Annotated in this window: 10 protein-coding genes and 1 pseudogene; 8 read left to right on the top strand and 3 right to left on the bottom strand. The window is 67.9% G+C overall.

Features of this window, described 5'->3' with window-relative positions; all coding sequences use genetic code 11:
• Positions 1–2: 2 nt before the first annotated feature.
• Positions 3–848, bottom strand: a complete 846-nt coding sequence (locus tag MRAB57_RS27465) for an aldo/keto reductase (RefSeq protein ID WP_077090144.1) — start codon at positions 846–848, stop codon at positions 3–5.
• Between MRAB57_RS27465 and MRAB57_RS27460 the strand changes: the two genes are divergently transcribed.
• Genes MRAB57_RS27460 through coaD form a run of 6 tightly spaced genes read left to right on the top strand, consistent with a single transcriptional unit; the run spans position 847 to position 7,752 of the window.
• A complete protein-coding gene (locus MRAB57_RS27460) occupies positions 847–1,968 on the top strand; it encodes an alpha/beta hydrolase (RefSeq protein ID WP_077090143.1) in 1,122 nt (373 codons plus the stop codon). The two genes, MRAB57_RS27465 and MRAB57_RS27460, sit on opposite strands and share 2 nt — an antisense overlap.
• Before the next feature lie 35 nt (positions 1,969–2,003).
• Positions 2,004–2,771, top strand: coding sequence for a DsbA family protein (locus tag MRAB57_RS27455; RefSeq protein WP_077090142.1), 768 nt, complete (start codon positions 2,004–2,006; stop codon positions 2,769–2,771).
• Positions 2,728–3,366, top strand: a complete 639-nt coding sequence (locus MRAB57_RS27450; RefSeq protein ID WP_083743550.1) for a vitamin K epoxide reductase family protein — start codon at positions 2,728–2,730, stop codon at positions 3,364–3,366. Before MRAB57_RS27455 ends, MRAB57_RS27450 begins: the two co-directional genes overlap by 44 nt.
• Positions 3,367–3,376: 10 nt before the next feature.
• Complete coding sequence (locus MRAB57_RS27445; RefSeq protein WP_077090141.1) at positions 3,377–6,772, top strand: pyruvate carboxylase; 3,396 nt, start codon at positions 3,377–3,379, stop codon at positions 6,770–6,772.
• Positions 6,769–7,251, top strand: coding sequence for an RsmD family RNA methyltransferase (locus MRAB57_RS27440; protein ID WP_077090909.1), 483 nt, complete (start codon positions 6,769–6,771; stop codon positions 7,249–7,251). Before MRAB57_RS27445 ends, MRAB57_RS27440 begins: the two co-directional genes overlap by 4 nt.
• A 24-nt stretch (positions 7,252–7,275) precedes the next feature.
• A complete protein-coding gene (coaD, locus tag MRAB57_RS27435; RefSeq protein WP_077090140.1) occupies positions 7,276–7,752 on the top strand; it encodes a pantetheine-phosphate adenylyltransferase in 477 nt (158 codons plus the stop codon).
• A gap of 15 nt (positions 7,753–7,767) precedes the next feature.
• On the opposite strand, the pseudogene MRAB57_RS27430 reads toward coaD, so the two are convergent.
• Together MRAB57_RS27430 and MRAB57_RS27425 are read right to left on the bottom strand one after the other, a co-directional pair.
• Positions 7,768–8,672: pseudogene (locus tag MRAB57_RS27430) on the bottom strand (alpha/beta fold hydrolase).
• Positions 8,673–8,698: 26 nt separating this feature from the next.
• The gene (locus tag MRAB57_RS27425) at positions 8,699–10,249 is read right to left on the bottom strand and encodes an HNH endonuclease signature motif containing protein (protein ID WP_077090139.1); all 1,551 of its coding nucleotides are present in this window, start codon (positions 10,247–10,249) and stop codon (positions 8,699–8,701) included.
• Between the two features lie 200 nt (positions 10,250–10,449).
• Here MRAB57_RS27425 and MRAB57_RS27420 point away from each other — a divergent pair, with 200 nt between their 5' ends.
• Positions 10,450–12,099, top strand: coding sequence for a PfaD family polyunsaturated fatty acid/polyketide biosynthesis protein (locus MRAB57_RS27420; protein ID WP_216823765.1), 1,650 nt, complete (start codon positions 10,450–10,452; stop codon positions 12,097–12,099).
• A 519-nt stretch (positions 12,100–12,618) separates the two neighbouring features.
• Positions 12,619–18,963, top strand: a complete 6,345-nt coding sequence (locus tag MRAB57_RS27415; protein ID WP_083743549.1) for a type I polyketide synthase — start codon at positions 12,619–12,621, stop codon at positions 18,961–18,963.
• The last annotated feature ends 14 nt before the right edge of the window (positions 18,964–18,977 follow it).

Here is an 18,977-nt window from a genome sequence, read left to right as displayed (position 1 = left end):
ATTCACCTGCCTGTGAAACTGAAAGTTCGCGGATTCGGACCAAGTCGGCTTCCATCGTCGAGCGAGGAGATCGACGCCATTTCATTGGCGCTGAGTTCGAAGTCGAACACGTCGAAGTTGCTCGCAATCCGGTTGGGGTCCACTGACTTGGGGATCACGATATTACCGAGCTGAATATGCCAGCGGATCAACACCTGCGCGGGTGTCCGCCCGCGGCCCTCGGCGACGGCGGTGATCGCCGGGTGATTCAGCAGCGCCCCACGCCCCAGCGGCGCCCACGCCTCGGTCGCGATCCCGCGCTGCGCGTGCACCTCGCGCAGCTCGGCCTGGGTGAATCGGGGGTGTAACTCGATCTGGTTGACGGCCGGTACGACGCCGATGGCGTCGACGAGCACGGTCAGGTGCTCCGGCTCGAAATTGCTCACCCCGATCGACCGGATCCGGCCCTGGTCACGCAGGTGCGAGAAGGCCTTGAAGGTGTCGACGAACTTGCCGAGCGCGGGCTGCGGCCAGTGGATCAGATAGAGGTCGAGGTAGTCGAGTCCGAGCCGGTCCATGCTCGCGTCGAACGCCGCCAGCGTGCTGTCGTAGCCATGGTCCGGGTTGGCCAATTTGGTGACGACGTAAAGTTGGTCGCGCGGCACGTCGGACTCGGCAACCGCGCGTCCGGTCTCCCGTTCGTTTCGGTAGGCCGCGGCGGTGTCGATATGCCGGTAACCGGCGCGCAGCGCGGCACTCACTGCCTGCTGGGTGTCCGCCGGCGGGACCTTGAAGACTCCGAGCCCGACGGTGGGGATCGCATTACCGTCATTCAGGGTGACTACGTTTTTTTCAAGGGGGCTGCCCATGACACCGAGTCTGCCAGGCACACCGGATGTGCAGCGCGGACTTTCACGCGGGCCGACGCGCTGGGCCAGCCTCCTGCAGGGGGCCGTCACCAACGTCGGGCCCAAGGTCATTCCGTGGATCCCGGCGCCCGCCAAACGGGCGCTGTCCGGGATCCGCTCGGTGGCCATCGACGGCAACACGCTCGATCCGACGCTGCAGCTGATGCTGTCGGGCCTGCGGCTGGCCGGCATCGACGGCCTGATGATCGCCGGCGGTGACCCGATCGCCTCGCGCGCCCAGATGCACGACTCGCTGACGGGTTTCGCGGGTCCGCAGATCCACGTCGCCGTGGACGACCTCACGCTGCCCGGTCCGGCCGGTGACATCCGGGCGCGGCACTACCGCCCGGCCAGCGGCGACGCCGACGACTTGCTCGTCTTCTATCACGGCGGCGGTTGGACGATCGGTGACCTGGAGTCCTGCGACGCACTGTGCCGATTGACCTGTCGGGACGCCGGAATCCACGTGCTGTCGATCGACTACCGGCTGGCCCCCGAGCACCCCGCGCCGGCGGCGATCGAGGATGCCTATGCCGCGTTCACCTGGGCGTGCCAGAACGCGCGCGAACTCGGCGCGACCTCCGGGCGTGTCGCGGTCGGCGGCGACAGCGCGGGCGGCAACCTGGCCGCCGTCGTGTCCCAGTTGGCCCGCGACGCGGGCGGCCCGACCCCGGTGCTGCAATGGCTTCTCTACCCGCGGACCGACTTCACCGCGCAGACCCGGTCGCTGAGCCTGTTCGCGCACGGCTTTCTGCTGACCAAGCGGGACATGGACCTGTTCGCCGCGCACTACCTGAAGGGGTCCGGGATCGACCCGACCGACCCGCGGGTGTCGCCGGCGCTGGCCGAGTCGCTGGCCGACCTGGCGCCCGCGCTGATCGCGGTCGGCGGTTTCGACCCGCTGCGCGACGAGGGCCAGCACTACGCCGCCGCGCTGCAGGCCGCCGGGACGCCGGTCGACCTGCGCTACATGGGCTCGCTGACGCACGGCTTCGCCAGTCTGTTCCCGCTCGGCGGCGACAGCGCCATGGCAACCAGCGACCTGATCTCGGCCCTGCGGGCCCACCTGAGCCGGGCCTGATCTGCCCGGCTACGGGCGCCGGTAATCTAAAGCGCGTGGCCGACAAACCTAAACGTCCCGAACGATTCGACCTGAAGTCCACGGGTGGCAAATCCGGCCGCCTCATTCAGATCGGCGGGACCGCGTTCATCGTGATCTTCGCCGTCGCGCTGGTCTTCTACATCGTGACGCAGCACCACGACAAGAAGGGCGGAGCCTCGGGGCAGGGCGACACCGTGCGGGTGACGTCCAGCAAGCTGGTCACCCAGCCGGGTACCAACAACCCGAAGGCCGTCGTCAACTTCTACGAGGACTTCCTGTGTCCGGCGTGCGGCAACTTCGAGCGCACCTTCGGGCCGACGGTGTCGCGGCTCATCGACGCCGGCGCCATCGCGGCCGACTACTCGATGGTGGCCATTCTCGACAGCGGCAAGAACCAGAACTACTCGTCGCGGGCCGGCGCGGCAGCCCTGTGCGTCGCCGACGAGTCCACCGACGCGTTCCGTCGCTTCCACACCGCGCTGTTCAGCGCCGGGACGCAGCCCGACGAGCGGGCCAGCAGCTTCCCCGACAACGCCAAGCTGATCGAAATCGCCCGCGAGGCAGGCGTGGTCGGCAAGATGCCCGACTGCATCAACAGCGGGAAGTACCTCTCCAAGGTCACCGGTGAAGCGTCGACCGCGAACATCACCGCGACCCCGACGGTCAAGATCAACGGCGAGAACTACGACCCGTCGACGCCTGACGCGTTCGTCGCCAAGATCAAGAGCATCGTGGGCGATGTGCCCGGGATCGACACCGCCGTCGCTCCTGGCGCTGCGTGAGGCGTCGCCGGTGACCCGCGAGCGGGTGCCCGCGCTCAGCGCGTGGTGGGTGTTGATCGCAGGCCTGATCGGGCTGCTCTGCTCCATGACGTTGACGGTGGAGAAGATCGACATCCTCGCCGACCCGGGGTACGTGCCGTCGTGCAACATCAACCCGATCCTGTCCTGCGGCTCGGTGATGGTCACCCCGCAGGCGTCGCTGCTGAGCTTTCCCAACCCGCTGCTGGGCATCGCCGGCTTCGCCGTGGTGGTGGTCGCCGGTGTGCTGGCCGTCGCGAAAGTTGATCTGCCGCAATGGTTTTGGATCGGCCTGGGGGCGGGCGTACTGGTCGGCACCGTGTTCGTGCACTGGCTGATCTTCCAGAGCCTGTACCGGATCGGGGCGCTGTGCCCCTATTGCATGGTGGTCTGGGCGGTCACCATCACGCTGTTGGTCGTGGTTGCCTCGATCGTGGTGCGCCCGTCGCTTCAGGGCTCGGGTGCGGCGGTGCGGGTGCTTTTCGGATGGCGCTGGTCGATCGTAACGTTGTGGTTCACCGCGGTGTTTCTGCTGATCATGGTGCGGTTCTGGGATTATTGGTCGACGCTTCTGTAAGGAGTCAAGGGTGATCTCCAAAGTGCTGGTGGCCAACCGGGGCGAGATCGCGATTCGCGCGTTTCGCGCGGCCTATGAACTCGGTGTCGGGACGGTCGCCGTCTACGCCTACGAGGACCGCAATTCGCAGCATCGGCTCAAGGCCGACGAGTCGTATCAGATCGGCGACGAGGGCCACCCGGTGCGCGCCTACCTGTCCATCGACGAGATCGTCGAGACCGCGCGCACCGCGGGCGCCGACGCGATCTACCCCGGCTACGGGTTCTTGTCGGAAAACCCCAAACTGGCCGCGGCGTGCGCGGCGGCCGGCATCACGTTCGTCGGCCCCGGCGCCGAAGTCCTTGAGCTGACGGGAAATAAGTCCCGCGCGATCGAGGCGGCCCGCGCCGCGGGATTGCCGGTGCTCAGCTCGTCGGAGCCGTCGTCCTCGGTCGAGGAGTTGGTGGCGGCCTTGGATTCCGGGGAGGCCGACCTGCGGTTTCCGTTGTTCGTCAAGGCGGTTGCCGGCGGCGGCGGACGCGGCATGCGGCGGGTCAACGACATCGACGGGCTGCCCGAAGCCATCGAGGCGGCCAGTCGCGAGGCCGAGTCGGCGTTCGGCGACCCGACGGTGTATCTCGAGCAGGCGGTGATCAAGCCCCGCCACATCGAGGTGCAGATCCTGGCCGACAACGAAGGCAACGTGATTCATCTCTACGAGCGCGACTGCAGCGTGCAGCGTCGCCACCAAAAGGTCGTCGAGCTGGCGCCCGCGCCGAACCTGGATCCCGAATTGCGGGACAAGATCTGCGCCGACGCGGTGAAGTTCGCGCAGCACATCAACTACACCTGCGCCGGCACGGTCGAATTCCTGCTCGACGAGAACGGCGATTACGTCTTCATCGAGATGAATCCGCGGATTCAGGTGGAGCACACCGTCACCGAGGAGGTCACCGACGTCGACCTGGTCTCCAGCCAGCTGCGCATCGCGTCGGGCGAGACGCTCGACGATCTGGGCTTGCGGCAGGAGAACGTTGCGCCGCGCGGCGCCGCGCTGCAGTGCCGGATCACCACCGAGGATCCGGCCAACGGGTTCCGGCCCGATACCGGGCGGATCAGCACGTACCGCAGCCCCGGTGGCGCGGGCATCCGCCTGGACGGCAGCACCAACCTCGGTGCCGAGATCAGCGCCCACTTCGACTCGATGCTGGTCAAGTTGACCTGTCGGGGCCGCGACTTTCCGGCCGCGGTGGCCCGGGCCCGGCGCGCGATGGCGGAGTTCCGGATTCGCGGGGTATCGACGAATATTCCGTTCCTGCAAGCGGTTTTGGATGATCCCGACTTCCAGGCCGGCCGCATTACCACGTCGTTCATCGACGAGCGGCCCCAGCTGCTGACCGCGCACGCGTCGGCCGACCGCGGCACCAAGATCCTCACCTATCTGGCCGACGTCACCGTCAATCAGCCGCACGGCGCGCGGGTTTCGACGGCGTACCCGCACGACAAGCTGCCCGACATCGATCTGGAGGCCGACCCGCCCGCCGGCTCCAAGCAGCGCCTGGTCGAGTTGGGGCCCGAGGGATTCGCACGCTGGCTGCGCGAGTCGCCGGCGGTCGGCGTCACCGACACGACGTTCCGGGACGCGCACCAGTCGCTGCTGGCGACCCGGCTGCGCACCAGCGGATTGAACAGGGTGGCGCCGTATGTCGCCCGGATGATGCCTCAGCTGCTGTCGGTCGAGTGCTGGGGCGGCGCGACTTACGATGTGGCGCTGCGGTTTCTGAAGGAAGACCCCTGGGAGCGGCTGGCCACGCTGCGCGAGGCGATGCCCAACATCTGCCTGCAGATGCTGCTGCGCGGCCGCAACACCGTGGGTTACACGCCGTACCCGGAGCTGGTCACCTCCGCGTTCGTGGAGGAGGCGACGTCCACCGGGATCGACATCTTCCGCATCTTCGACGCGCTGAACAATCTCGACTCGATGCGGCCCGCGATCGACGCCGTCCGCGAAACCGGCTCTGCCATAGCGGAAGTCGCGATGTGCTACACCGGCGACCTGGCCGATCCGGGCGAGCGCCTGTACACCCTGGACTACTACCTGAAGCTGGCCGAGCAGATTGTCGAGGCCGGCGCCCACGTGCTGGCCATCAAGGACATGGCCGGGCTGCTGCGGCCACCGGCGGCACACCAACTGGTCTCCGCGCTGCGCAGCCGGTTCGACCTGCCCGTGCACGTGCACACCCACGACACCCCGGGCGGCCAGCTGGCGAGTTACGTGGCCGCGTGGCAGGCCGGGGCCGACGCCGTCGACGGTGCGTCGGCGCCGTTGGCCGGGACCACCAGCCAGCCCGCGCTCAGTTCGATCGTCGCCGCGGCAGCGCACACCGATTACGACACCGGGCTGTCGCTGCCGGCGGTATGCGCGCTCGAGCCGTACTGGGAGGCGCTGCGAAAGGTGTACGCGCCCTTCGAGTCCGGGCTGCCCGGGCCGACCGGGCGGGTGTACCACCACGAAATCCCCGGCGGCCAATTGTCGAACCTGCGCCAGCAGGCGATCGCGCTGGGGCTGGGCGATCGATTCGAAGAGATCGAGGAGGCCTACGCCGGCTCCGACCGGGTGCTGGGCCGGCTGATCAAGGTCACCCCGTCGTCGAAGGTGGTCGGCGACCTGGCGCTCGCCCTGGTCGGTGCGGGCGTGAGCGCCGACGAATTCGCCGCCGAGCCTTCGCGATTGGACATCCCGGAGTCGGTGGTCGGATTCCTGCGCGGTGAGCTCGGCGACCCGCCCGGCGGATGGCCCGAACCGCTGCGCACCGCGGCGCTGGAGGGCCGCGGGCCGGCCAAGCCGACGCAGCAATTGACCGCAGAGGATGAGGCCGCGCTGGCGCTGAACGGCACCAAGCGTCAGGCGACCCTGAACCGGCTGCTATTCCCTGGCCCGACAAAGGAATTCGAGGAGCATCGGGTAAACTACGGCGACACCTCGCATCTGTCGGCCAACCAGTTCTTCTACGGCCTGCGCCAAGGCGAAGAGCATTCGGTGGAACTGGAGCGCGGGGTCGATCTGCTGATCGGCCTGGAGGCCATCTCCGAGCCGGACGAGCGGGGCATGCGAACGGTGATGTGCATCATCAACGGCCAGCTGCGGCCGGTGCTGGTGCGCGACCGCAGCATCGCCAGTTCGGTCCCGACCGCCGAGAAGGCCGAGCGCGGCAATCCCGATCACATCGCCGCGCCGTTCGCCGGCGTGGTCACCGTCGGGATCGCCGAGGGCGATCGGGTGAGCGCGGGCCAGACGATCGCGACCATCGAGGCGATGAAGATGGAGGCCCCGATCACCGCGCCCAAAGACGCGGCGGTGCAGCGGGTGGCGGTGTCGAGCACCGCGCAGGTGGAGGGCGGCGACCTGCTGGTGGTGCTCAGCTGACCCGCATCATCGGCGGCGTCGCCGGAGGCAGGCGCATCGCGGTCCCGCCGCGCGGGACCAGGCCGACCACCGATCGGGTGCGCGAGTCGCTGTTCAACATCGTGACCGCGCGAATGGACCTGACGGGGCTGGCGGTGCTGGACTCCGATCAGCGCACCGCCGCCGTCATCGCCCGCAACATCGAATCCGTGGGCCTGCCCGGGGCGACGCTGCGCCGTGGGGCCGTGGCCGCCGTGCTGGCGGGCGGGGCGCCGGCGGCGGTGGACCTGGTGCTGGCCGATCCGCCCTACGACGTCGCGACCGAGGAGCTGGAAGACGTGGTGGCCGCGCTGGGCGCCCATGGCTGGTTGCGCGAGGGCGCCGTCGCGGTGCTGGAGCGCGCGGCCAGCAGCGCGCCGCTGCGCTGGCCGCAGGGCTGGACCGCGTGGCCGGAGCGCGCTTACGGCGACACCCGTCTGGAGCTGGCCGAATTTGACTGAGCCGCCCTGCTACCTTGATCGCTTATGAGCGGCGCGGTTTGCCCCGGATCGTTTGACCCGGTGACGTTGGGCCACATCGATGTCTTCGAACGCGCCGCGGGCCAGTTCGATGAGGTGGTGGTGGCAATCCTGGTCAACCCCGCCAAGAAGGGCATGTTCGACCTCGACGAGCGGATCGCGATGATCGAGGAGGCGACCGAGCATCTGCCGAACCTGCGGGTGGAGGCCGGGCAGGGGCTGGTGGTGGACTTCGTGACGTCGCGCGGGCTGACCGCGATCGTCAAGGGGCTGCGCACCGACACCGACTTCGAATACGAACTGCAGATGGCGCAGATGAACAAGCACGTCGCGAACGTCGACACGTTCTTCGTGGCGACGGACCCGCAGTATTCGTTCGTGTCGTCGTCGTTGGCCAAGGAGGTCGCGACGCTGGGCGGCGACGTTTCCAAGCTGCTGCCGGAATCCGTCAATCGCCGCCTGCGCGAAAAACTGTCAGGCTAGTTCAGAACGGTTGCGCTAGACAGCTTTCGTGACACGGCCGATGTGCTCGAGCAGCGCGGCCAGTACCGCGTCGGGCGCCTCGATCTGGGGCCAGTGCCCGATATCGTCGCCCAGCATCACCACGTCGGGATCGGGAATCAGCTGCCGATAACGGTCGGCCATATGCCTGCCAGAATTCGGATCGGCCGGGCCGTCGATGAACCGCATCGGAACGTTCGTCTGGCGCATGGCCCGCACCCACCTGTTGCGATACAGATATCGATCGTTGACGAACCGGCCGACTTTGTGGGTCACCCGCTTACCGTCGTTGACGTCCATGATCTGGTGGAAGAGCTCGTGCATCCGCGGCGACGGCTGCGTGTGCGGGCCGAACAGTTCGTTGATCGTGCGTTCGAGAACCCGCCGTGACAGCAGGATGTTCGGCAGCTTACTTGCCAAGTCGCCCAGCGGAGTTCGGGACAATACCTTCTGTGCCAGCCGCGGCCGGTATGTCTCGTTGAACAATCCGCCGTTGAGCCATGTCACCGATTGGAGCTTTAGCGGACCGCACGACTGCTGGCCCAATTCGTGCCGGGCAAGCATTTCCTGGCCGACGGAGTCACCGATGTCATGGGCCAAGAGATGGCAGGAGGTCACGCTTAGGTGGGCGAGGAGGGCTTCGTGCATATCGGCGTGGTCGGGCACCGAGTATTCGTAGGCGGTGGGCTTGTCGGAAAAGCCCATGCCCAGCATGTCGGGTGCGATAACGGTGAACTGCTCGACAAGAGTGGGCCAGATCGCGGCCCAATCCCAAGTGTTGAACGGGTAGCCGTGGATCAGTAGTAGCGGCGGCCCGGAGCCTTCGCTGCGATAGAACACCCTGAATCCAAGGTAGTCGAAGTATCGGCCCGCGGCTTCCAGCGCTCGAGTTCGGCGTCCATGTCCGGAGCATAGTTGGCAGTGTTTTCTAAAACGGCGGGTCGTCGGGCAGTGCCGTGACGGCCGGCTCGTCGGGGACCCAGTCGGCGGGTAGTTCCTCGGCCTCGCGGGGTTCGTTGACCCAGGTGCACAATGCGCTGGAGCTCGGCGCACCCTTGAACACAAACAGCACGTCGCGCATATGGTTTCGGAACATGCGCGCGTCGACCTCTTCTTTGCGCGCTGTCTGTCGCCGGTTGTGCATGCGGGCCTGGCTGATGCGGGTGCGTCGCTGCCTGGACCGGTCGCTTCTGATCGGAGTCGGCGCCGCGCAGGCCGGCCCGCGCGGCTGCGGGAAGAGATCGGCACCGGCCGGGAACGTTCGATAGGTGCGTCCGGTGGGAGAGGTCCAGATGACCGTGCCGTCGGCGAGTTGGGTGTCATGCCATCCGCCGTGGAAAGTCATGAGCCGATGATGTTGGCGGCAAAGGCATTTGAGGTTCTGCGCCACCGTCCGGCCACCGGCCGCCGGATCGAGATGGTCGAACGGGACGGTGTGGTCGATGTCGCACACCATCGCCGGGCGGCTGCATCCCGGGAAGCGGCAGGTCAGATCCCGGCAACGGACGGCACGCTCGAGCGCCGCCGAGGGTTGGTAGCGCAACGCCTCGACCGGGCTGGTGAACGGATCGGCGACGAGTTGTGCTGTGGCAGCGGCTAATTCACGCACCTGGTCGGCGTCGATGACCCCGTATCCCTCCAGGTAGCCCGGCTGGTCGCTGTCGGAATACACGGTCTGCTCACTGGCGACCACGTTGATCACCACGCGTACCCCGCCCGAATCAGGTTCGGGGTCAACGGAACTGAAGGCGCAGTCCGGCTGACCGCAGCGGCATGCCAGGCCGCAACCCTGGGCCAGCGCGGCCAGCGCGTCGGCGCGGCGCTGATCCATCGTCCGCGGGTCGGCCGCGCACACCTGCCCGGCGAGCTGCGAGAGCCGGCGATCGAATGCCGTCGCGGCCGTCGCCCCGACAGTTCCGTAGATGTCGGCCATTCCGTTGTCCCGGGCGCTGATCGCGATGTACCGATCGCTTTCGGCGCAGTTGCGTCGCTCGCGGGCGGCGTCGGGATCGGCCGCCCGCACCGCGGCGTCGGCGGCGTTGACGATCCGCTGCCGTGACCAGCCGTGCCAGCTGCCGATGCGGGAGGCCAGCGATCGATCGACTTGTGCGATCAATCCCTCATCGGTGATCAGATCGGTGCGGCTGAGGATCAACCGGACGGTGCGCCAATCGGTCCGGCCCTCGGCCAGCAGCGCCGCGACCTTGGGCAGCCTGGTATCCAGCGCCTCGGCGTAGGACACCAAATAGCTCGCGGCCACCGGCGACAGGTTCATCGCGGCGGCCACCTCCGCCGCGGTCTGCTCGAACCCGTCGATGACCGCGTAGCCCGGCCGGTCCTCGGACCGCTCGGTCGCGGCGGCGCGATGCCGCAGCAGTGCCGCGACCGCGGCCATGCGCCGCGCCACCAACACCGCCTCCTGCCGGTGGGTGGACTGGATCTCCGCGACCAGATCGCCCGGGTCGACTATCTCGAACATACGTTCGATAGTAGATGAGGGGTCCGACAAATCGTGTTGTCAGCGGACGAACTGCCGAAATAGCAGAGGGGAGCACCGGTAATTTCGTTTTGGCGCGCGTGATGCCGCTTCGTGACAAAATCGTGTCGGATTTCTGCAGTTAAAGGCATCCGGCCATCTAGGCAATACCCGTCAGCACGGACGTTTGAGGGGAATTGGCAGTGAACGAGCGACCTACCGCCCTACTGGGGCAACGCGCTGAAGCGGGCCCGGTTCTGGGTGGGTGGCGCCCGAGCACCGTGCCCCCGGCCTTCGCCTCGCAAGACATCACCCACCTCCTGCAATATGCGCGGCACCAGGTTCACGTGGTCCGCGAAGAATCCACCGGGCAGCTGGGCCTGGCCATGGGCGGCGAGCTGGTAGGAGCGGGCGAGTCCGATGTCTCGCTGGTGGGAACCCTGCCGCCGATCTACCCGGAGTGGCTGGGCGACCGCGAGTTCTGCGAGGCCCACGGGCTGCGCTTCCCCTATGTCACCGGCGCGATGGCCAACGGCATCGCCACACCGGAGCTGGTGGTGGCGGTCGCCGAGGCTGGGATGCTGGGCTTCTTCGGCGCGGGCGGCCTGTCGTATGCCGGCGTGGAACGCGGGCTGGCCGAGATCCAGACGCGGCTGGCGGGCCGCACCGGACTCGCCTGGGGTGCGAACCTGATCCACTCGCCCAACGAAGCTGCGCTCGAGGCGCGCGTCGCCGAGCTGTTCATCGAGAAGGGCGTCAGGATCGTCGAGGCCTCGGCCTTCATGAAGCTGACCCCCGCGGTGGTGCACTACGCGCTGTCGGGCCTGACGACTGATCCGTCGGGCGCCATCGTCCGCAAGAACAAGGTGATGGCGAAGGTGTCGCGCCCCGAGGTCGCCCGCCTGTTCATGCAACCCGCGCCGGACGCCTTGGTGTCCGCGCTGGTGGCCGCGGGCAAGCTGACGGCCCGTGAAGCGGAGCTGGCGCGGCACGTGCCGGTCGCCGAAGACATCACGGTCGAGGCGGACAGCGGCGGCCACACCGACAACCGGCCTCTACCGGCGCTTTTCTCGGAAATCGTGATGCTGCGCGACCAGCTGGCCCAACAGCACCGCCACGACTTCCGGGTGCGCGTCGGCGCCGCCGGCGGTCTCGGTACGCCCCAGTCCATCGCCGGTGCCTTCGCGATGGGCGCCGCCTACGTGCTCACCGGGTCGGTCAACCAGTCGTGCGTCGAGTCGGGGCTGTCGCCGCAGGCGCGCGCGATGCTCGCCAAGGCCGGAGTGGCCGACGTGATGATGGCGCCGGCCTCGGACATGTTCGAGATGGGCGTGAACCTGCAAGTGCTCAAGCGCGGGTCGATGTTCGGCCCGCGCGCGAAGAAGCTCTACGAGTGGTATTCGCGCTACCCAAGCGTGACGGCCGTCGTGCATGAGCACGGGGCCGAGCTGGAGAAGTTCTTCGGCAAATCCGTCGACGACGTCTGGTCGGAAACACGGCAGTACTGGGCGGACCGGGATGCCGGGGTGCTCGAGCTGGCGACCCGCGACCCGAAGTACCAGATGGGGCTGATGTTCCGTTGGTACCTCGGCAAGTCGAGCCGGTGGGCGATCGATGGCGACGCCGATCGCGTCCTGGACTACCAGATCTGGTGTGGCCCATCGATGGGGGCCTTCAACAGCTGGGTGGCGGGGAGTTACCTGCAGCAGTGCGAAAACCGCAACGTCGTCCAGGTGGCGCTCAACCTGCTCGAAGGTGCCACGCAAATCAGCCGGGCCCAGCAGGCGCGCAAGTGCGGCATTCCTGTCCCGGCGACCGCGTTCGGCTACATTCCGCGCCCGTTGTCCCTGTAGCGCCTTATCGCGTTCGCCCTCGCGCACCGCTATCGGCGGAGTGCATCGCGCATTCTCTAAATGGCCGTCGCAGATTGCCGAAAGCGCCCACCGGCAACTGGCGCGGCCAATAAAGTCAGACCGAGATAACCGATCGCGTCCTTCGGGGGAACGCAGTTCGTGCCGTGCCGGTCATCGCGAAGTGGGGGAGGCGGTGGCCGGCACCGGCGGATCCGGGCGAGCGTGGACCTCGAAGGCGCCGCATAGCGTGGGGGCCGGCCATCCCAGGGGGGACGACCGGTCATTCCGGCTGCGAACCGCCAGCGGGGATCAGCAAACCCGCAGGTCAACGATCGCCTCAGAGTCAATCCATCGGTATTGACAATTCGTCAGTACATGAGTCGTCGTTCTGATAGCGTCCAGGCGAGCGCTTGAGCTGTCTCGGCTGGTCAACGATGCCAAATCCTCGACGATCAGCCTTTCGATGCGACGCAGGTCAACAGACGGGGTTGATCCGCAAACCCGTGCAAAGGAGATTCAGTGGAATCGAAGCATCCTCCTGTTGCGGTTGTGGGAGTAAGCGCGCTATTTCCTGGATCTCCCGAAGCCACCCGCTTTTGGCGCAACATCGTCGAGGGCGTCGACCTATTCTCCGAGGTTCCCGAGTCGCACTGGCGCGCTGAGGACTTTTACGACCCATCTCCGTCCGCGCCCGACAAGGTATATGCCACCCGTGGCGGATTTTTGCCCGAGGTCGATTTCTCACCAATGGATTTCGGAATTCCGCCGAATGTTCTGCCCGCCACCGATACCGCCCAACTACTTGCGCTGAGAGTCGCCCAACAAGTATTGGAAGACGCCGCCGATGGTGACTTTTCTCACATGGATCGAGAACGCGTCAGCGTAGTACTCGGCGCCTCCGGCGGTACGGAATTAATTACTTATATAAGTGGCCGCCTGCACCGGCCGGTCTGGGAGCGCGGGCTGCGGGCCGCCGGTCTTTCCGAGCAGGAGCTCGAGGCATTCAGCGAGCGGGTGGCTTCCAGCTACACGCCGTGGCAAGAGAACACGTTCCCCGGGCTGCTCGGCAACGTCATCGCCGGGCGGATCGCCAACCGCTTCGACCTCGGCGGCACGAACTGCGTCATCGACGCCGCGTGCGCGAGCTCCCTGGCCGCGCTCGAGGTGGGCCTGCACGAGCTGTACCTCGGCGAGTCGGACATGGTGATCGCCGGCGGAGTCGACGCCTTCAACGACATCTTCATGTTCATGTGCTTCGCCAAGGTGACCGCGCTGTCGCCGAGTGGCGACTGCCGCCCGTTCTCCGATCAGTCGGACGGCACGATGCTGGGCGAGGGGCTGTCCATGCTCGCGCTCAAGCGTCTCGACGACGCCGAACGCGATGGCGATCGGATCTACGCGGTGATCCGCGGCATCGGTACTTCGTCCGACGGCCGGGCGAAGAGCATCTACGCGCCGAGCCCGGCGGGTCAGGCCAAAGCGCTGCGCCGCGCGTACGAGGCGGCCGGCTACGGCCCCGAGACCGTCGGCCTCGTCGAGGCGCACGGCACCGGCACGAAAGCCGGCGACGTAGCCGAGTTCACCGCGCTGCGTGAGGTCTTCGACGCCTCGGGGCGTGCCGACCGGCAGTGGTGCGCGCTCGGCTCGGTCAAGTCGCAGGTCGGCCACACCAAGGGGGCGGCGGGGGCCTGCGGCATGTTCAAAACCGTGATGGCCCTGCACCACAAGCTCTTGCCGCCAACCATCAAGATCGATCAGCCGAACGCCGGCCTCGAGATCGACAAGTCGCCCTTCTACCTCTCGACGCAGACTAAGCCGTGGCTGCCCGAGAGCGGAGTTCCGCGGCGTGCCTCCGTGAGCTCGTTCGGCTTCGGCGGCACCAACTTCCACGTCACGGTCGAGGAGTACACGGGCAGCGGAAAGCGCGCGTGGCGCTACCGGTCGTGGGATTCCGAAATGGTACTGCTGGGCGCGTCCTCGGCCGCCGCCCTCGCCAGCGAGGCCACTCGGCTGTCCGCCTCGCTGGTCGACAGCGACGACATGCTGGCCTACGTCGCCCGCAGCACGCAATCGGCGTACGACGCCGCGCAGCCGCACCGCCTGTCTGTCGTCGCCGACAGCGTCGCGACCCTGCGCACCATGCTCGACGAAGCGGCGGCGAAGCTCCAAACTCCCGATCTGGCAGCATCTTTCAGTTCGCCGAAGGGGTATTACTACTCGGCGCGCAAGCCCGGGCCGGTCGCGCTGCTGTTTCCTGGGCAGGGTAGCCAGTACGTCGGCATGGGTGCGGACATCCCGCAGCTGCACGAGGCCGCATTGTCGCCGTGGGAGCTCTCTCGTGCCGAGCACCTGAACGCCGACCGCGACCTGCACCAGGTGGTGTGGCCGAAGACGGCGTTCTCCGACGACGCGCGGGCCCTGCAGGGCGCCGAGTTGACGAAGACCGAGTGGGCGCAGCCCGGCATCGGCGCCCACAGCCTGAGCCTGTTGTCCGTGATTCGCGGCCTGGGCATCGCGCCGGTTGCCGTCGGAGGACACAGCTTCGGCGAAGTCAGCGCGCTCTGCGCCGCCGGCGTCTTCAGCGAAGAGGTCGCGCTGCGGATCGCGCGGGCGCGCGGAGTGCTGATGGCCCAGGCGGCGGCCAGCAGCGACGGGGCGATGTGTGCGGTCGCCGCACCCGCCGAGCAGGTCCGCAAGCTCATCGACGAATGGGGCCTTTCGGTCGTCATCGCGAACCACAACGCCCCCGACCAGGTGGTGCTCTCGGGTGAGAGCGCGGCCATCGACGACGCGGCACCGCGATTCAACGCGGTGGGCATGAAGGCGCGGCGGCTCGACGTGGCCACCGCATTCCATTCCGAGATCGTCAGCTCGGCGGCGGTGCCGTTCGACTCGTTCCTGGCGAACGTCCCGTTCGGTGCGCCCGAGGTGCCGGTGTACGCCAACGCGACGGCCCAGCCGTACGGCTCCGACGCCGGCGCGATGCGGACGACGCTTGCCAACCAGATCGCCCAGCCCGTCCGGTTCGCCGAGCAGATCCAGGCGATGTGGCAGGCCGGCGCGCGCACGTTCATCGAGGTCGGCCCCGGCGGCGTGCTGACGAACCTCGTCGGCAAATGCCTTGGCGGGCGGGAGCATTCTGCGGTGGCCCTGGATGCCAAGGGCAGGAACGGCATTCGGTCGCTGTGGATGGGGCTCGCTCAACTCGCGGCTGCCGGCGTCCCGATGAATTTCGAGAGCCTGTGGGCCGATTTCCGCCCCGGCGACGACCCGCGCGAGCGCGAGCAGCCGAAGCTGACCTTGAAGATCAACGGATCCAACTATGGAAGGCCGCAGTTCAACGACGAACCCGTGCAGCGGCCGGCCGATAACGCTACATCTCCCAACCACAGTGGCCACACCAACGGACACAGGACCGAATCGGAGTCCAAATTGGCGCCATCCGAAGCACTTCCGGCTGTACCCCACGTTAACGGGACGGCATCCGCCGCCGAGCGTCCGGCGCCGCCCCCGTTGCCCCGTCCCGCGATGCCTCCGGCGCCAGTGCCGGTCGCGCTCAACGGCAATGGTGCTCACGCCGGTAACGGTGTGGCCCGGCCCGTTGCCGCGCCCGCGGCCGTGCCGGCCATGAATGCCGAGACGGTGACCGCAATGATCGCCGCGGTAGGCGCTTTGCAGGAGTCCATCGGTTGCCTGCAAGGGGTCCTGCAGAGCATGGTGTCCGCGACCGCGGTCGCCGCACCGCCCGCCGCGCCTGTTGCGCTTGTCGTTCCCGCGGCGCCCGTCGCGCCTCCGGCGATGACCAACGGCACCTCGGTCCTGCCCGCCCCGCCGGCGGCTCCGGTGCACACCAACGGTCACGCGCCGGTGGCGACGAATGGTCACGCGCCGTCGAATGGTGTTGCGGTGGCGCCTGTTGCGGTCGCTGCGGTGTCTGGCGAGTTGGTGTCGCAGATGTTGGATGTGGTGGCCGATAAGACGGGTTATCCGGTGGAGATGCTGGATCTGTCGATGGCGTTGGAGGCTGATCTGGGGATCGACTCGATCAAGCGGGTCGAGATTTTGTCGGCGGTTCAGGAGCGCAATCCGGCGTTGCCTGAGGTGGATACGGCGACGATGGGTTCGTTGGTGACGCTGCAGGAGATCATCGACTACCTGCAGGGCTTGATGGCTCCGGTGCACACCAACGGTCACGCGCCGGTGGCGACGAATGGTCACGCCCCGTCGAATGGTGTTGCGGTGGCGCCGGTGGCAGTCGCTCCGGCGTCTGGCGAGTTGGTGTCGCAGATGTTGGATGTGGTGGCCGATAAGACGGGTTATCCGGTGGAGATGCTGGATCTGTCGATGGCGTTGGAGGCTGATCTGGGGATCGACTCGATCAAGCGGGTCGAGATTTTGTCGGCGGTTCAGGAGCGGAATCCGGCTCTGCCGGAGGTGGATACGGCCACGATGGGTTCGTTGGTCACCTTGCAGGAGATCATCGACTACCTACAGAGCCTGCTGTCTGCGCCGCCCCCGAACGGGTCGCCGCCGCTGCCAGCGTCGCCCAACGGCAGCCCGGCAGGTGGTCGCCTCCCTTTTGAGTTAGCCGGAGCAGCGATCGCCCGCTACGCGGTGCACGCGGTGGCTGCTCCGGCCAGCGGGATGGGAATGCCGGGCCTCTACGGCGCCGCTGACGTCCAGATCGTCGCAAGCCAGGACGCCGTCGTCGCCGACGCGTTGGCCGCGATCCTGCGCACGAACGGCATCCGGCCTTCGGTCGTTACCGAGGCCAGCGCCGACGCCGAAGCGGTGATTCACCTCGGTGGCCTGGCGGCGACGTCCGGCCGAGCAGAGACGCTGGCCGTCAACCGGGTGGTCTTCGCGGACGCACAACGCGTCGCGGCGAAATTCCAAGAACGCGGCGGCGTCTTCGTCACCGTTCAGGACACCGGCGGCACCTTCGGGCTGCTCGCCGACCCCGGGCCGCGCGCCTGGGCCGGCGGCATCGGCGCCCTCGCCAAGACCGCCGCACAAGAATGGCCCGCCGCCCAGGTCAAGACGATCGACATTGCGGCGCAACAGCATTCACCGAGTGCGGTTGCCGAGCACCTGGCCCACGAATTGCTGGCCGGCGGGGCCGAACTGGAAGTCGGCCTGGGCAGCACGCACGGTCGCGTCACCGTCGTCGCCGGTCCGCAGCAGCCGGCCGCACACGTGCGTCGCATCGACAACCGCGACGTGATCGTCGTTTCCGGCGGGGCCCGTGGCGTCACCGCCGCATCGGTGATCGCCCTGGCGAAGCAGACGCAGGCCAGTTTCGTTCTGCTCGGACGGACCGAGCTCGCCGAGGAGCCGGCCGCGGCCCGCGGGCTGACGACGGATGCCGAGCTCAAGAAGGCACTGCTCGCGAGCGCAGCCGCCGACGGCCAGAAGCTCACGCCGAAACTGCTGGAACAGCAGGTGCGGCGCATCCTGGCCGACCGCGAGGTGCGCGCGACACTCGCCGACCTCGCCGCCGCCGGCTCCCGGGTTCGCTATGCCGCGGCCGACGTGCGCGACGCCGCGCAGCTCGGTGCGTTGCTGGACGGTGTGCGAGCCGACTTCGGACCCATCACGGGGCTGGTGCACGGTGCCGGCGTCTTGGCGGATGCGCCGTTGCACAAGAAGACGCTCGACGGATTCGACCGCGTCTTCGAGACCAAAGTCGGTGGGCTGTGCGCACTTTTGGACGCGACCGCCGGTGACGCCCTGACGATCGTCTGCCTGTTTTCGTCGGTGGCCGCCCGCAGCGGCAACGTCGGCCAGAGCGATTACGCCATGGCCAACGAGATCCTCAACAAGGTGGCGCTGGCTGAGCAGGCCCGCCGCGGTCCGGCCTGCCTCGTCCGGGCGCTGGGCTGGGGGCCGTGGGACTCCGGCATGGTGACACCCGCCCTCAAGGCGATGTTCGAGTCGCGCGGCATCTCGCTGATCCCGCTCGCCGACGGCGCACGGGCCTTCGTCTCGGACGTGCTGGACGCGGAGACCGCCGGCCCCGAGGTGACGCTGGGCGACGGCGTATTGGCGGGCCTGCCAACGCATCCGATACCCGCCGAGGGCCGGATCGCCTCGGTGACCGCCCACGCGACGCGGCAGCCGTATCTGACCGACCACCGCGTCCAGGGCAACGTCGTGCTCCCGGTGGTGCAGGCGCTGGAGTGGTTCGTGCGGATGGCCGAAGCCTGCCGCCCGGGATACCACGTGGACCGTCTTCGCGACCTCAGGGTGCTGCGCGGTGTGACACTGCACGACTTCGACCGACACGGTGACCTCCTGCAGGTGCGCTGCGCGCCGGTAGACGGCGACCCGGACCGGCTGACATGCACGTTGTCCGATCACTCGGGAGCGGTCGCCTACTACTCCGCGACCGTCGAAATGAGTTGGGGCGCAACGATTGCGCCAACCACCGAGGTTGCGCCCGCGGGCGGCAGCCAGCTGACTCGCGACACCTGCTACACCAACGGCTCGCTGTTCCACGGCCCGGCCTTCCAGGTCATCGAGGGTGTGGACTGCCAGGCGGCGAGCGCGACGGCGTCCCTGTACGGCCTGACCGCGGCGGGCTGGCCGGGCGACGACTGGGCCACCGACGCCGCGGCGCTTGACGGCTGCCTGCAGGTGGCGCTGGTGTGGAGCTTCGAACAGCTCGGTCGCAAGGTGCTGCCGCTGCGGGTGGGCGAAGTGGTCCGGTACCGGGGCGGCGCGCTCGGCCGCGGCCTGCGCTGCGTGCTCTCCAACGGCGACGCCAAGAGCAGCCGGGCCAGCTGCGACCTCGACCTCGTCGACGCCGACAACCTCGTGGTGGCCAGCCTCAAGCGGCTCGAGTTGTACCCCTACGGCGACTGATCCGAAGATGCCGG

It is taken from the genome of Mycobacterium rhizamassiliense, assembly GCF_900157375.1.
Classification (GTDB): Bacteria; Actinomycetota; Actinomycetes; order Mycobacteriales; family Mycobacteriaceae; genus Mycobacterium; species Mycobacterium rhizamassiliense.
Note: the sequence above shows the minus strand (reverse complement) of the source record. Positions and strands in the feature narration are given on the sequence as shown.

Coding starts and splice junctions, on each gene's coding strand:
- MRAB57_RS27465 (WP_077090144.1), bottom strand. CDS start 848: ATGGGCAGCCCCCTTGAAAAAAACGTAGTCACCCTGAATGACGGTAAT.
- coaD (WP_077090140.1), top strand. CDS start 7,276: ATGAGCGGCGCGGTTTGCCCCGGATCGTTTGACCCGGTGACGTTGGGC.
- MRAB57_RS27425 (WP_077090139.1), bottom strand. CDS start 10,249: ATGTTCGAGATAGTCGACCCGGGCGATCTGGTCGCGGAGATCCAGTCC.
- MRAB57_RS27450 (WP_083743550.1), top strand. CDS start 2,728: ATGTGCCCGGGATCGACACCGCCGTCGCTCCTGGCGCTGCGTGAGGCG.
- MRAB57_RS27460 (WP_077090143.1), top strand. CDS start 847: ATGACACCGAGTCTGCCAGGCACACCGGATGTGCAGCGCGGACTTTCA.